A 14,945-nucleotide genomic window follows, 5' to 3' on the forward strand; every position below is an offset into this window, starting at 1 on the left:
ATTACTCGGAGAACACCCTTTGCCTTTTCCGGGCGTTCTTTCCCGGACATGAGGCGGCGGGGTGCCGGTCGTCGTGACGACCGGCACCCCGCCTGGCGCTGCCTGTCGTCAGAGCGGCTTCTTCTTGCCGAGCGTGGAACGCGCCTGGCAGCCGACTCCGTCATAACGCACGCTGTTCCAGTTGACCGGGAACAGGTTTCCGTAGTTCCGGTCGACCTTGCACCACAGATCATGCATGACCGGCGTCGTGGAGTACCGCTGCTCCACCGGGTGCCCCATGCCGTTGTCGGTCGTGTACTTGAAGTCGAAGGAGTACTGCGTGTGCAGGTAGTGCTTGTAGCGCACCACCCAGCAGTCGTCCCCGCTGCCCACGTGGCACTCCGACTCGACCAGAGCCTGCGGAAGGATCACCTTGTGCCGCGAGGTCGCCTCGGGGCTCCCGTGGTAGGCCGAGCACTTCTCGCCGGCGTCGCTGGAGAAGGAGTACCCCCAGCTCGCCCCCACCGTCGCGGGATCCACCGAGGTGCCCACCGAGGTCGAGGTCTTGACGTACTTGCTGACGAAGCAGGCTCCGCCGGTCTGCTTCAGCTTGAAGTTCTTCACCAGCGTCTTGCCGAACAAGGTGCCGTAGCCCCAGAAGCTCCAGGTGGGCTGGAGGATCGAGACGTTCTCGTAGGAGTCCAGCAGCCAGCGCTGGTACCTGCCGGTGTTCCCCTCACCGGTGTCGGCCGGCCAGTGCGACTTGAAGAAGGAGCGGACGATCCACCCCTTCGACCCCAGACGGTCACGGACCTCACAGGCGATGATGCGCTTGTCCACCTGCTTGCCGCACGGAACCACGACCGGCTCGCTGCCCCCGACGCTCCCGCCGCCGCTTCCACTGGGGATGTCGGCGTGATCGCTGGAGTCCTCGTTGACCTCGATGGGGGCGTCGATGATGGTGATGTTGCCGCACCGGTCGAAGACGAAGATCGAGATCGTCGCCTCGCTGGGTTCGACCGTGCCCGCCGGAGCGGTTGAGGCACGTGCCTGTCCGGACGCCGATGCCGTGGTCTCGGTCCACTTGCGGGTGACCTCGACGGTGACGCGGACACTGCCGTCGGGCATGGCCTGCACGACGGGACCGGCCAGCTGGACGGAGGAGCCCGACCGCGTCGTCCCGTTCCCGGTCAGGGTGTCCCGCTCCTGCAACAGGCCCGGGTTCAGCAGCGACAGCTTGGCCGTGCTGGGAGTGCTCGCACTCACGCCGGGGGCATCCCATACGGCGTCGGCACGGCCTTCGAGCACGGCGTCCTGTGCCTGGTAGTAGGCCTTGACGCGGTCGAGGTACTCCTGAGCGCCCGAGTCGGCCGCGGCTGCGCTCCTGACGGAGGGCGGTGTGTCCAGGAAGGGCACACAGGCGGTACCCGGCTGGGGAACCGCCGGCGGCGGCACCGCCTTGGTGGTCGCGGTGGTGCTCTGCCACCCGCTGACGCCGAACGCCGTCCTGGCCCTGACCTTGACGGTGAAGGTCTGACCGTTGGCGAGGCCGCCGACGGCCGCGTACGGCTCACTCACCTGCACGGTCTTGACGGTGTCGCCGCCGTTGTCGGCCACCTCGACGTCATAGCCGTCGAGCATGGCCATGCTGCCGTTGGACGTGGGCAGTCCCCAGCTGGCCAGCACACCGCCGTCGCCGCCGGAGGCCGTGAGGTTGAGCACGTCGCTCGGCGGCCCGGCCGGCAGGTAGCTGACGGCCAGCGAGGGTTGCTCGGCCGCACCCGGCTCGCCGAAGGTGATCACCTCGTCCTTGTCGGAGGTGACCAGGAGCCAGGCGAAGGCGCCGTCGCCGATGTCACCCTGCGGAGCCGACAGCGGCACCGTGACGGGCTTCAGGTCGGGATCGGCGTCCGCCGCCAGCGCGGAACCCTTGGACTCACCGGTGACGGGGCTCTTCAGCGGGGTCACCGTGATCACCGCGCCGCTCGGGCAGGCGCCTGCCGGGCACACGGCCGTGCCGAGCTTGAGCAGCCCTTCCGACACCCCGGCGCCGTCGGGCAGCTCATCGAGCTTGATGCCGATCACGGCGGCGGTCTTGTCGGTGCCGGTGCCGCCGATCCTCATCACCGTGTCATCGGTCACCGTGCACGGCGAACCGTCGCAGGCCGCCGGGTCGGTCTTGGCCGACTTGATGACGAAGTTGTCCTTGCCCAGGGTCAGATGCCGCACGTCCTCCACCGGGGGCGGCGGGGGCGTGCCCGGGGTGGTGAAGGAGACCGGGGCGGTCTTGGAGGTGCAGACCTCCGGGCCGTTGACGACCTCCTGAGCCCCGCTCACCGCCGGCGCGAGCCCCACCTGGGCGGGGGTGGCGTACAGGGCGGCGATCTCGGCGGCGGTCAGCGCCTTCTGGTAGAGGCGGACCTCGTCGATGGTGCCCTTGAGGTAGTTGCTGATCGTCCCGTTGGCCTTGGTGCGGCCGAGCTGGACGTTGCCGGTGGCGTCCCAGCCGCTGGTGAAGGCGGTCTCGGCGTTGAGGACGCCGTCCACGTACAGCCTGATCCTGCCCGCGGCGGCGTCATAGACGCCCACCAGATGGGTCCACTGACCGGCCACGGCGTTGGCGGTCGACAGGGCGCGCAGCGGGGTGGCGCCGCTGGTGTCGGCCTGGTACGTGACCATGCGCCACTTCTTGTCGCCCGGGGAGTAGGCAAGCTTGAAGGCGCTGTTGACGGCGCCGTCCTGACTGACCACCGCGTGGTCGGCGGTGATGTTGTCGATCTTGGCCCAGGCCGAGACCGTGTAGCCGGCGTTGGTGTGGATCGCCGGCCCGCTGACCACGCCGTAACTGGCGGAGGTTCCTCCGAGCTGCAGGCCCAGCTGGTCCTTGCCGGTTCCCCACGTCGTCCCCGTCAGGGTCGCGGGGTGGTTGTTGCCCGAGGAGTCGGCCGCGGTGGTGCCCCTGCCCTCGTCGAAGGACCAGCGCGCCTTCAGGTCGGCGGCCGGGCTCGGCGTCGGCGTGGGCGTCGGGGTCGGGGTCGGCTCGGGGTCGGGCGAGCTGTTCACCTGGCCCACGCAGGCCGCCATCTGCCAGGTGTAGGTGCTTCCCGGCTGCACGGTGTTCGCCGGCAGCTGGAACGAGGCCCGCTCACCGCCGTTCACGCTCCGCGTGCCCAGCGGGGCCGCGCCGACGGGGGCGCCGGCGTTGTCGTACAGGTAGTACTTGGCCGTCACCGCGCCGCCGGACGGGCGGTTGACCATGCCCGACAGGATCGGCCGCGTCGGGTCGGCCATGCCCGTCTCGGTGTCGGACGGCAGCACCGGCGCGTCCGAGGTGAGCCGGTAGGCCGCGCTCTCGTTGCAGGAGGGCGGGGTGACGCCGCTGCGGCACGCCTTGACCACGAACTTCAGGCTCGCCGGGTTGTGCAGCTGGAAGGTCTGCTCGATGACCTGACCGGACGGCTTGGCGTTGTAGCTGGTCGCCGCGACCTCGCCGTACAGGTCCTTGATCTCCTTCACGGTCAACGCGCGCTGGTAGAGACGCATGTCGTCGACCGAGCCCTGCAGGTTGTGGATCGAGGCGGCCGCCTCACGCGTGCCGATGCGGAACCGGCCGCTGGTCACCGTGCCGGTGGGCTGGTAGTCCGTCTCACCCGACAGCACGCCGTCGACGTACAGCCGGATCTTGCCCGCGCTCGCGTCGTACATGGCCACCAGGTGGGACCAGGTGTCGGCCTTGACGAGTTTCTGGGAGTCGACCCAGACGCCGGTGCCGACCGTGCCGCCGGAGCCGGAGACCTGCAGCCGCCACTTCTGCCAACTGCTGCCCAGGTAGTAGATGCTCAGCCCGAACGGGCTGCCGTCCTGGCTGGCCACGTACTGGATGGCCTCGCTGTCGTGCAGCTTGACCCAGGTGCTGATGGAGAAGCTGGAGTTCTGGTTGAGCACCGCCTTGCTGGTGGAGGCGTAGCTGTCGGGCACGCAGCAGCCGTTGCTGCCGGTCATGTCGTTGAGCTGGATGCCCGAGCCGAGCTTGCCGGTGACGGTCTTGCGCCTGCTGCCGGTGTAGGTGGCGGTGTAGCCGTTGCCGCCGGCGTCGGCCGCGCTGGCCGCGCCGTCGGCCTCGTCGAACTTCCAGTGCGCGACGTGACCGGCGGGGAAGGCCGGCGGCGGGGCCATGGTGGAGTCGTTGACGGTGACGGTGTAGTCCAGCTTCGTCGCCTCCGGGACGCTGGACTTGAAGCCGACCTTCACGCTCTGGCTGCGCGCGATGGCGTCGTTGCCGTTCATGACGTCGATCGACTCGGCGGTCACCGTGGGGATCTCCGGCGGCAGCCAGTACGACACCGTCAGCTTCGGCGGCTTGCCCCCACCCGCTCGGCGGAGTGGTAGTAGATCCAGAAGCCGTTGCCCTGGGAGGGCTGGTGGTCGAAGTCGGTGTAGGCCGAGACCTGCACACCCTCGCTCTGCGCCCCGGACGCCCAGGCGTTGGCGATCGCGGTGACGTCCCACGTGATGGTGCGCGGGATCCAGTTGCCGTTGTCATCGATCGACGACGTGCTCGGGCAGATCTGCACGGAGGATCCGAAACTGGTCACCGACGGCCTCGTGCTCCAGCCCACGCCGTCGGCGTTCCACCCGGAGGTGACCCGCTTGACCTCCACCCCACCCGGGCCGTACCAGCGGCAGGCGACATCCTGCTCGGCGTACATCTCCAGCCGGGCGTTGCCCACCGAACGGCCGGTCAGCGCGGAGGTGTCGAACTTCAGCAGCGAGTTGACGTTGGTCAGGTGACCGTCGGTGTAGGTGCGGGCGAGACTCGTCTCCAGCTTCGGGGAGGTCGCCGAGGTGTTGTCGTTGAGGTCGTTGCTGATGACCACGTCGCTGAGCAGCGGCAACGTCGTGGTGGGGTCGACGGTCAGGGGGTAGCGGGTGGCCGGGTCGGCCAGGAACGCCGCATCCGGCCGCAGCACCAGCACCTGGCGGCCCTTCTCGGTCACCACCTCGGTGTCGATCTTCCCCGTACGAGGGGGGACCACCTTCCCGGCCTTGGCCTCAGCCGCGCTGGGACCGGCGTCGACGGCCACGGGCTCGGCGGCCGAGGCCACCTGCCTGCCCTTGGCGTCCGTCAGCGTCAGCCCCTTGCCCTTCTTGCCCTCACCCAGGGTCAGCCCCTCGGTCGTGACCGGGATGCGCAGCTCGACCGGACCGGCGGGACGCTGCCGCAGCACCACGTCGTGCCGGAACCCCGTCGGCAACGCCGTCACCACCAGGTCCGCGCCGGCCCCCGCCGCATCGGCGTAACGGGCGACGTTGCCGCTGACCTCGGGCTTCGGCAGCTCCGTCGGCCAGGACAGCGCGAGCCGCTGCCCCTTCCCGCGCTCCATCGAGGCGAACGGCGTGCCACCGCCCAGCGAGAACGCGATGTCCGCCTTGGACAGCCTGGGTTTGAGCACACCGTTCCGCTCGACCAGGTCGGTGTCGATCCAGGCCCAGGAGCCGTCGGCCTGCTTGAGCTGCGACGGGCCCGCATAGGACTGCAGGGTCAGATGCCCGTCGGGATAGGCCCAGGTACGCGACGTCTCGGTGAAGACCGCCTCCACCGGGACGGGCTTGTTCAGTTGCCTGGCGGTCTCGACGGCGGCTCTGAGCGGAGCGTCCGGATCTTCTGGGCGGGGGAACGCCGTGACCGTGGGAGCAGAGGGGCGGGTGGGCTCCGGCTCGGCCTGGGCCGGCGGGACGGCCCCTGCGACCAGCAGCGATGCCGCCACCGTGAGCGCCGCGGCGACGGCGAGGCGCTGAGACGGTCTCCCGCTCAACCTGGCCCGGCTGACTAACTTGTTCACTGACACCACAATCTGTCGTGAGCTGAAATAGCAAACAAGCTTTACCGGGCGTCAAGATCTTGCGGCAACATGGCAAAGATCACAACGAATAAAAAGCCGATTCCGGTAACACCGAACGCCCTTCGGACGATTAATCTGACCGAACCAAGTGGTAATTGCCATTCTCGCAATGCGCGCGGTGGCGGGCCGGTCACCAGGAGCCGCCACCGCGGAGCCCGTGTCCCCCAAAACCACCACAGCCCGAGCCCGCCGTGGATCCAATGAACACGTTGCCGCCCGCGGACCACAGAAATTACACATGAAGCACCTGGCCTTCGCGCCAGAACACGCAATTCCACGGAACGGTTCGACGAAGGGAACGGCGCATGCCCCATGCCGACGGAACACACCGCGACCGCAGCAATCTCCGCCGGACGGCAGCAGTGCTCGGCGCGCTCCTGATGAGCGCCTCTGTCGTGGCCGGCGCCACGACTCCGGCCCAGGCGGCCGGCGGATGCGCCGACAGGTCGCAGAACGGCTGGACCATCCGGCTCTGCGCCGGCAAGAACGGGCTCGACCTGATCTCCGACATCTACATCGTCGCCAAGGGAGAGACCGGCAACGGCTGCAGAGGCGAAGGCCGCGCCTACTCATCCGACCAGCCCATGGGGTACGCCGACCTCACCGGCTGCGCCAACATCGCCGTCAACGCCCACTACGTCATCGCCTCGCAATGGGCGGTCGGCGGCGCGCAGGTGACCACCCGCGCCGTCATCTTCGAAAGCCTCTACCCCTTCCGGACCCTGTTCGACCAGAGCGCCTCCTTCAACGACGTGTGACGCCCGGGGGGACGCGGAAGATCCCATGATGGAGAGCACCACTGGTTGTCTCCGCCGAGCGCGCCCGCGTCCTGTGGTCGCTCTGCTTCGGCAGCCAGGAACGGCCCCCGGGTTCCGGACAGGGGCAGCATTCCGGGGGCCGTCACCATCCTTGTCTGCGATCTTCCGCAGGCCGCCGTGCCGTCGAAAGTACGAGCGAGACGCGTGACGTCGAGCCGGTTCCAGCACCTGGCCCTCCGCAAAAGCGGTCCAGGCATCCGAAGATCGAGCACCTACGCACTGGGGCAGCAGCCGGCGGCTAGATGACCACCTCGTCACCACGGCGGCCGAGCTTCAGGACGCCCGCACCGGGCGACCATCCGCGCCACTTCTGCGGCCACTATGAGCTCTTGGAGAGGGCGAGCTTGTCGGTTTGCACGGCCAGGCCAGATTCCAGGCAAAAAGCTCCGCCAAACCGCCACCTCAATCCTATACTCGGGGCAGCAACGCTTTCGGGTGACGGAGACAAATAGGTGAGCGACGGTTCTGATAAGCTGAAATTCGCTGCGGTCCTGGGGATCGCGGTGTCCATAATCACCATCTTGGCGTTCTTCGGCATCAAGAGTTTCGATGACCTGTTGAACAACAAGGACTCTGCACGGTCCAAAGCTTGCGCCCTGGCAGTCGCTGCTCGCAATGCCCAGACGATCACTGTGACGCCAGAGGAATGGCAAGTGAATGCCCTGGCATATGCCGATAGGCTGCTCACTGCTGCGGAGGCAACCGATGATCCGAAGCTCCGCGGGAGCTTGCGCGAGTCGGTATACGCCCACCAGGACTGGGCGGCCGCGCTACGAAGAGAGCAGAACAGCCAAGCAGAGCTGGAGAGGCTGCAGGAGGCTGAGCGAAAGTGGGCGGCACTCTGCAAGGTCTCCCCACCGGAGTGAGATTGGGCGTTCACCGCACTCCGGAAGTGGCTCGCCCTGCCCGAGGATGAATCTCTGACGGAGCCAGTGGTTGGGCGCGTCGGGATTCGTCGTGCAGAAGATCATCGAGCCGGGCACGCCACACCGGCGAGGAGCTGGTCCCAGAACGTCTCAGGGGTCAAGGTCGCTTCGTCAACGTAAGCTCCGGCGCAGGTCATTCCCGTGAGTCGTGACTCAGCGCGCCAGTGAATCTGGTGGGCTACGGGTGGTGGAACACCAACATCTTCTTCAACCACGCCACCCTCATCGGCCAAGCCGCGCTTCAGCGCTTGTCATCGATATCAGTGACAATGCCTCGAGGTTCTCGCCAAGCGTAGGAGGACGATCGCTGCGCGCTGGACGCGTATGTCCCTCACGCAAGCGAATGGCACATGAGCGCGCGGACGTGCCACCCCTCGTCGACGCCACGCGGCTCGGGCAGTTCTCCTCGGGCTGGTGGTCGTCGGCCATGACTCCTCGATCGAACGGCGGATGGCGGGTATGTCGTGCTCCTTGGGGTTGCGGTCCGCGCGCGGGATCGCGTGCAGGCGCATGTGCTCGATGCGCTGGCCACGCACATCCGCCACGACAACGGCCCTCCCTCGCAGCGTCCCCAAGACGCGAGACCAATCCCCTCAGCCATTCGGAGGCGTCGGCAGCCGAACCCCCGATTACACCTCCCCGCCCGCTATCCGAACATGGCAGACTGGGCAACACAGCACCACACACCAAGGGCCATCGCCGTCCCTTCCAGAACCTGGAAGGGACGCGCATGCTCTCTGCCGTTCAGGCCACCCGCGAGACCATCGACCAGCTCATGCTGCTCATCATTGCCCTCGGCGGTCTCATCGCACTCACCCTCGTCATCACCCACCTGACGATCGGCACCTACCGCGCCCTCTTCCCCACCGGCCGCACACCCCGATCGCACCGCCGCGCCCGCACCGGACGCTCCACCTGCAACAACCGGTCAGCACGCACCACCCGCCGGCCATCACCCCGCAACATCGTGGTCGGCCCCGCCGCATCCGGCCCAAGCCTTCCTTCCCCCACCCACCGCCGAACCGACCTCACCGACACCCCACACCGGCCCGCAGCCGCAACAAGATCCCCCCACTCACCACCAGCATGAACCAAGAACCCGGACACCAACCGCAGGCGGCCGTCAGGCCGGCTGTCGGCGGGGTGGGGGGCTCGCCGACACGCGAAAAGCCGCGCGGCCTCCGGTTGGCTACAGCTGATCGGCGTAGCGCTTCACACGTTGAACGCTGCGCTGTTGTGTGATCCCCTCGCGGCGAACGGCAAGCCGTACGAGCGCGCCGACGATGAGGGTCAGATCGGACGTCAACGTGCCGTCCTCGCAACAGCGACGTCACGCGCATGCGAACAGGCGCTCGGCGAGGTCGGGCAGTTCTCCCCACAAGGTTCCGCGGTGGTTGGCCTCATGGAGGTGTTTGAGCAGCGAGAGCGCGCCGGGCGTGAACAGATGCCTGACGCGGCTCGGCGCCTGCCGGAGGTCGCAGCCGGACGGCAAGTCCCGAGATGCCAGGAGGGCGACCGCGATGCAGGCGTACGGCTCCCGCTCCTTGAGGGCCGGAAGGCGCCGGTGCGGCGGGGACGCTGCGCAGCGATCAACGCGAGCGCACGGATGAGCGCCCCGTGAGGTTCTTCCCGGGGCGTTGGCGACGCAGTGGCGGGCCGTCAGGCGGTACGGCGTCCGACACGAATGCTTCTCCCTTCGAGGGCGGGGATGAGGGGTGCGGCGGTTGGCGAGGGGGGCGGGATCGGCTGACAGGGGTGCGTGCATGAGCGCGAGGGCGGGCAGGTCGTGCCCGTGTCCTCCATGCGCTCTGCGAGGAAGCGGCATGCGGTCGACCCGGTTCGCGCGGATGGTGATGATGAGGCCCCAGGACGAACCCCGAATAGGTGCCGGTGACCTGCTGGACCGCCTGCTCGGCCGGCCCCTGTCGGGCGGGCGGGCGTAGAGGGCAGGCGCGCCGCCCGGGTCGGGTTGCCGCGTCCGCGCCCGGTACATGCGAGCCCGGAGCTCACTCGCCACGTCTGGGACGATTTGCCCAAATATGCACGCTCGCCCCTATTTGCTGCTACATGATTGCTTTTTATTTGTCTTTTCGATACTCCTTGCCTTCTACAGAAAGACTTGCGCGCTTTATCGCTTCACTGGAGGGGTACCTCAAATTTGCAACCATTTAGGGGCAGCTATTGACCCCGTTCGTACAAACTGGCATCTACAGGGGAAACACGTGGCTCAACACCAGAGCGGGCGCGCTTCGCACCCACTCGGCATCACACGTACGCTGGCGTTTGCTCTAGCCGCTACGGCAACCAGCGCACTCACGGCTCTTTCACTTCCAGCCTCAGCATTTGCCGGCGTCCAGGCGACATCGGTCGTCAGCGCTCACGGCCTCGCGGATGCCAAGGTCGTGAAGGCGAACAATCGCTCCTTCCCCGTCGGGATGGACGACGACAACGCTGTCGCGATCGACTCGGCCTTCCAGGGGGACCCAGAGGACGAGGAGAGGCCGCCGACCAAGTTCGTAGGGGTCATTCGGGAGCACAAGGTATTCATCAGGGACCCGCGGACGACGCCACGATGGCACGACCTGTCCTCGCGACTGCCCAGGAATTTCGGCCACCTGGTCGACATCACTCTGGCTGCGCCCGACGAGGGGACGACAGTGCACGTCACCGTGCTCAACGCACACTCCCGCATAGCGCAGAGCACGTGCACCGTCTTCCCGCCTCCGGGCACCATGGCGACGCGGCCCTGGCCTGCCAACTGCAGCCCCTTCGCCGACATCACGCCGCCCGCCTGAGTCGACCGGGTCTGATCCGCTGACGCCGCTTGCCGTGCCCTGAACCTACGGGGCACGGCATTCGCGTTGATCGCGACCGTTTTCGGCCCCTATCGGGCCATTGGTCAGGGGGCATTGTGCTGTGTCGCCGTCCAGGCAGTGGACTCGTACTCATGGTGGATGCCACGTGAGTGACCGGCATGTTGCCGAGGAGCTCAGGAGAACCAGCGGCCTGACCGTTGACCACCAGGCGTCCCTGGGTTTCCGGCCAGAAACACGCCGCCCTCGGCGGCGCTCGCCGCCGCTGGCCGCACCCTCGCCCAGGCGCGAGCCCGGCGAGGGTGCCTTCTCCCCGAAGTGGCCGCGCGCGCCGCCTTCACGCGAGGCGGACCTTCGATCGAGGAGCTCCCCGCCCTGATTCGCAAGTAGAGAGCCTTGGTCATGGCTGAGGTTTCTGCAGCCTGAAGTGTTGATTCACAACAGCTTCCCGCCCTTTACAAAGTAGATCACGTTAGCGAGCCTCCTGCCGCCTGGGCCTGACCAGCGCTCGCGACTCTCGCCGACCCACGGGTTCGGCAGGCAGCGACCGGCCCTGCCGATCATCACCATGACCACCTCTGGCTGTAGCCCAAGCGGCCACCAAGCCGGTTCTGGTCAGCCTGCTCGTACGCCTCGCGGCGGGCACGCTGCTCGGTGAGCAGTGCGGCATGCTCGGCCATCCGCCGCTGAACCGGTCACGGGGCGACGAGCTGCTCGTCCCGTGCGATCCACACTGACAAGAGGTGCTGCACCCATCGGGGCACCCAGCGCGGGGCACTGGTGTGAATCCATGCGCTGCCGTCCGGCCGGTGGTCGAGCGCGTGCCGGATGTCGCTGACGGTCGCGCCGAGGTCGGACGCGGTCCGCAGCAACGAGCGGAGATGTCGCACTGACAGCTTCCGGAGCGGGGGCAGCTCCTCCCGCAATCGCTCGCACGCGGCGAGTCGGTCCCCCGGGGTGACGGTCGCCGGCCACCCACCGTCCGGCGTCGTGCGTATGGCCGGACGCGCCTCGCGCGCGTGGGGGAGAGTCATCACCTTCAGGAGTGGGTGGGGGTGGGGGTGAACGATCTTTCCACAGGGGTTTGAGGTGCGGGAATGCCGGGCTGGGGGGCGGGTCGGGACCGTCTGGCACGGCCAGGGCACCTCATCCTCTCCGGCCGGGGCCACTGTCGCTGATGCCAAATCGTCGTCGTCCTCGGCCTCCAGGATCGCCTCCGGGATGATTAGCAAGTACTGCGCGGCTTGGTTGCCGCGCCCATCGTCGTCCAGCCCGCATCGGGTGCCCTTGCGGTAGCGGGCGGTCGTGCCGGGCACGGCGCGAGCCAGCAGGCCGGCGTCGATGAACCACGCGTACAGCTTGGCAACGGTCCGCTGCGACAGGCCGAGCTCGGCGGCCAGGTGCCGCCAGGTGGCTCCCTTCTTCGGCGCGGGTCAGCATCGCCCAGGTCGAGCGGCGCATGACCTGCCAGGCGGACCGCAGAGCGTTCCGTGCTCAGTCAGCGCGCCGGTTCGCCTGGCAGGTCATGCCAGAGGGGGTGGGCGGGCGCGACGATGTGCCCGGCGGGGACGAGCGGTGCCACTCCCCCGTCCATCGCGTCGGTGGGGGCTGGTGAGGACGCGGCTGCCTCGCACGCCGCGGATTCGGTTTCCGGGCATGCCGAGATGGCCGCTTGGCGGCGTGCTGTGGTCGGCTCCAAGCGTCACGATTTTGGCGCGCGAAGGCCCCGCAACGGCTCGGGCCGCCGCGTGAGAGCACCGTCAGGCGCGATGTGATGTTCTGGAGGCCGGAACGGCGACTCGGCTGCTCAGCTCGCGTAGGTTGACCGCCTGCAGCTGAGCGATCTGGTCGCGGGTCTCGACCTCGGGAAGGCCGCGCACTGCGCGGCCTTCCTCACTTTCGGACCCGCTCCCCCCACTGGGCCGAGGTCGGTGACGTGGCTGGTGGACAAGCACGCCTGGCACTCGCCCTCGACGGCACACGGTCGTCTCCACCCCAAGAACGACAAGCGTCGGGTGGAGCTAGGCCAATTGCGTACCGCCTCACCTGGGGATACGCAGGCGGCCATCAGGTCAGCGAGGCAGAGGCGATGGACCTGGTGGTCATAGACGCGAACGTCTGACATCGGCCAAAAGCGCGGCCATAGCGAAATTAAGCGCGACTGGCTTCGATAGCTCCAGGTCAGTTTATCTCGATCGATTTCTACTCCGGGAGGAATTCCTCCATGACCAGCGAAGCGAGCGCCCGTGGGCCAGACCTTCGGCGCAAACGGGCCCCGACGGGATGAACTTGCTCTGTCGCATCGGTAGCGCGATCAAGTGTTGTCCAGGCGGTGAATCGGGGTTCCGGACAATCCCGCAGTCGCCCCGGCTGAGAGCCGCCGCCGTGATGCTGCGCGACGTCACGGGCAATTACCACTCGAACGAAGGAGAGATCCGTGCGGAAATCAAAAACACTCCGGCCGAGGAAGGGAAGCATGACTCGGATGCTGGCCAGCGTCCTCGCGGTCGTCGGGCTCACGATCGTCGGGCTGTCGAGCAGCCCCGCCCAAGCCTCCGCCGATCCAATCGTCAGAATCTTCAGCCGGGGAACCGGCGACTGCATAGACGCTGGTACGGGCGACGTCCACACCAGGGCATGCAACAAAGAGGCAGGAAAGCCGGAAGAGGGGTGGCAGCTCTGGAGAATCCACTCCTGGGCTCTCGACGTCTACTCGCTGGAGAGCGTCAGGTTCCCTGGCCGTTGTCTGGCCGGAAGAAGCGAAGCCAGCAACGGGGTGGTGCTCGCCGGGTGCTCAGCGGCCGACTCCTCGCAGCAATGGTTCACGACGGCTTATCGCTTCCCAGAAGTATTCACAAGTATTAAAAACTACTTCCATAAGTGCGACCTCTACGACGAAGCGGGCACGCTCGACCTCCGTATGCACTGTGGGCCGATAGACCCGGTGAAGAACGCACAGTGGACGGTCCGAATCTGGCGCTGACCCATTCGCGCACCGCGCAGAGACGTCAGTCGGCAAGCCGGCCTTTCGCCGCCCTGGGCCGGCCCAGGCAACTAACGAGGAGAACTCATGCTGAGAAGATTCATCCCGGCAGCCGTCGCCGCCATCTCTCTGACAGGGCTGACGTTCGCGTCGCCTGCGAGCGCAGGCAGCCTTTCCTCTTCCACCCAGTACGGCTGCGCGGCTGGAGACTTCTGTGTGTATTCGACAGAGGTCATCTCCCCAGGAACGAAGATCGGTATCGGCCGTGGCGAGAACTGGTCTTCCAGCGTGGCCGCCAGCCCGTACAAGAACGTCCGATCCTTCTTCAACAACGGCAGGCAAGAAACCTATGACCCGTCTGGGTCACCTACATCTATGGGGACGGCACCGGCGCGGCGAGATGCGTTCACCGCGCCGTGGACGGTGACCTCGGGCAGGGACACGAGTACACCGATCTCCGAATCCCCGCGACCGTCGTCCGGATCGAGTGGAGGAAGGAAGACTGCGTGAAGTAGACCGCGTCCGCCGGTGATCCGGCGGTCCGGTGCCGTACGTCCGGGACCGGTCGAGTCGGTCCCGGACGCCTCCAGAATCCACTAGAGCGTGTCCGACAATTCGGCTTGCCGGAGCCAGAGCATGAGTGAGGCGATGGTGACGCCGGCCAGGTAGCGGCTGGCCGGCTTGTCGAAGCGGGTGGCGATGGCGCGCCATTGCTTGAGCTTGCCGATGCAGCGTTCGGCCAGGTTGCGGTGCTTGTAGGTGAGCGCGTCGAAGGCGCGCGGGCGGCCTCCTCGGCTGCCCTTGCGCTTGCGGTTGGCGATCTGGTCACGCCGCCATTTCAGGTTGGCGTCCGGCCGCGCGGGTTCCGGTTCGGCCGTGCACATTCCGGCGGCGGCCTCGATCTCGGGCGCCCACTCCACCAGCAGCCGCAGCAGAGCGTCGTCCACGGCCTTCAACAGCGCGAACCGTGACCCGCACACCACCTCGTCGTGCCGGGCACGGGACCCGCAGATGAAACCCTTCTGGTGGCTGTTCAGGTACATCCCGCCGCCGCAATGCCGGCAGGTGATGAAACCGGTGAACCGGTGCGCGGAAATGCGACGGCCGTGTCACCCTGGCTTCTCGCAGCCGCAGGTACCGCTTCCACAGCTCGTTACTGATGAGAGCATCATGCGCCCCGGGCCGGAACACCCTCCGGTGGCAGCGCGACGCCTTCCCGCACAAGCAGTCCGGGTCATGAAGGTGAACTTGCCGACTGCGGTCTTCCCGTCCACTTCCTCGGTGGCCGAGACCAGTTCGCCGCCCGCTGTTTCCATCCGGGCGAGGTTGAGCTGGTTGCCCATCCGGTTGCGGCCGGAGCGGGAATACTTCCACACGAGGATCGCCTTGGCAGCACCCTTCTCCACTTGGGAGATGGCCGCCATGATCGTCCGCTGGAAGTTCCTCCCGGACACGTCAAGATCTTCGATCCAGCCGCCGTCCGGCCAAGCGCCCGGCGGGATGTAGTAACCCCGCCGGGCGGC

The 14,945-nt window shown here is 67.4% G+C and carries 11 protein-coding genes; 5 read left to right on the forward strand and 6 right to left on the reverse strand.

All coding sequences use genetic code 11. The annotated features are described in order from the left end of the window. Positions 1-108: 108 nt before the first annotated feature. Together ACNF49_RS32765 and ACNF49_RS32770 are read right to left on the reverse strand one after the other, a co-directional pair. Positions 109-4,323 (reverse strand): LamG-like jellyroll fold domain-containing protein, encoded by a 4,215-nt coding sequence (locus ACNF49_RS32765; RefSeq protein WP_482939993.1) that lies wholly within the window; start codon positions 4,321-4,323, stop codon positions 109-111. A 2-nt stretch (positions 4,324-4,325) separates the two neighbouring features. Then, the gene (locus tag ACNF49_RS32770) at positions 4,326-5,822 is read right to left on the reverse strand and encodes a DNRLRE domain-containing protein (protein ID WP_482939994.1); all 1,497 of its coding nucleotides are present in this window, start codon (positions 5,820-5,822) and stop codon (positions 4,326-4,328) included. Between the two features lie 365 nt (positions 5,823-6,187). On the opposite strand from ACNF49_RS32770, the gene ACNF49_RS32775 reads away from it, so the two are divergent. From ACNF49_RS32775 to ACNF49_RS32790, 4 genes are all read left to right on the forward strand, one after another. Beyond that, entirely contained in the window at positions 6,188-6,640 is a 453-nt protein-coding gene (locus tag ACNF49_RS32775) for a hypothetical protein (RefSeq protein WP_482939995.1), read from the forward strand. A 512-nt stretch (positions 6,641-7,152) separates the two neighbouring features. After that, positions 7,153-7,566, forward strand: a complete 414-nt coding sequence (locus tag ACNF49_RS32780) for a hypothetical protein (protein WP_482939996.1) — start codon at positions 7,153-7,155, stop codon at positions 7,564-7,566. Between the two features lie 790 nt (positions 7,567-8,356). Continuing rightward, entirely contained in the window at positions 8,357-8,716 is a 360-nt protein-coding gene (locus ACNF49_RS32785; RefSeq protein WP_482939997.1) for a hypothetical protein, read from the forward strand. Positions 8,717-10,061: 1,345 nt separating this feature from the next. Beyond that, positions 10,062-10,421, forward strand: a complete 360-nt coding sequence (locus tag ACNF49_RS32790; RefSeq protein ID WP_482939998.1) for a hypothetical protein — start codon at positions 10,062-10,064, stop codon at positions 10,419-10,421. A 713-nt stretch (positions 10,422-11,134) separates the two neighbouring features. Here the strand turns inward: ACNF49_RS32790 and ACNF49_RS32795 are convergent. Next, a complete protein-coding gene (locus ACNF49_RS32795; RefSeq protein ID WP_482939999.1) occupies positions 11,135-11,329 on the reverse strand; it encodes a hypothetical protein in 195 nt (64 codons plus the stop codon). Positions 11,330-12,924: 1,595 nt separating this feature from the next. On the opposite strand from ACNF49_RS32795, the gene ACNF49_RS32800 reads away from it, so the two are divergent. Then, complete coding sequence (locus ACNF49_RS32800; protein ID WP_482940000.1) at positions 12,925-13,422, forward strand: ricin-type beta-trefoil lectin domain protein; 498 nt, start codon at positions 12,925-12,927, stop codon at positions 13,420-13,422. A 71-nt stretch (positions 13,423-13,493) separates the two neighbouring features. Here ACNF49_RS32800 and ACNF49_RS32805 read toward each other — a convergent pair whose 3' ends face one another. The 3 genes from ACNF49_RS32805 to ACNF49_RS32815 form a co-directional block, all read right to left on the reverse strand. Then, positions 13,494-13,751, reverse strand: a complete 258-nt coding sequence (locus ACNF49_RS32805; RefSeq protein ID WP_482940001.1) for a hypothetical protein — start codon at positions 13,749-13,751, stop codon at positions 13,494-13,496. A 267-nt stretch (positions 13,752-14,018) separates the two neighbouring features. After that, positions 14,019-14,465: a hypothetical protein gene (locus ACNF49_RS32810; protein ID WP_482940002.1), complete on the reverse strand. Its 447-nt coding sequence runs from the start codon at positions 14,463-14,465 to the stop codon at positions 14,019-14,021. 66 nt (positions 14,466-14,531) lie between these two features. Next, complete coding sequence (locus ACNF49_RS32815) at positions 14,532-14,924, reverse strand: recombinase family protein (protein ID WP_498703857.1); 393 nt, start codon at positions 14,922-14,924, stop codon at positions 14,532-14,534. Positions 14,925-14,945: the final 21 nt, after the last annotated feature.

The organism is Actinomadura sp. ATCC 39365 (genome assembly GCF_054392275.1).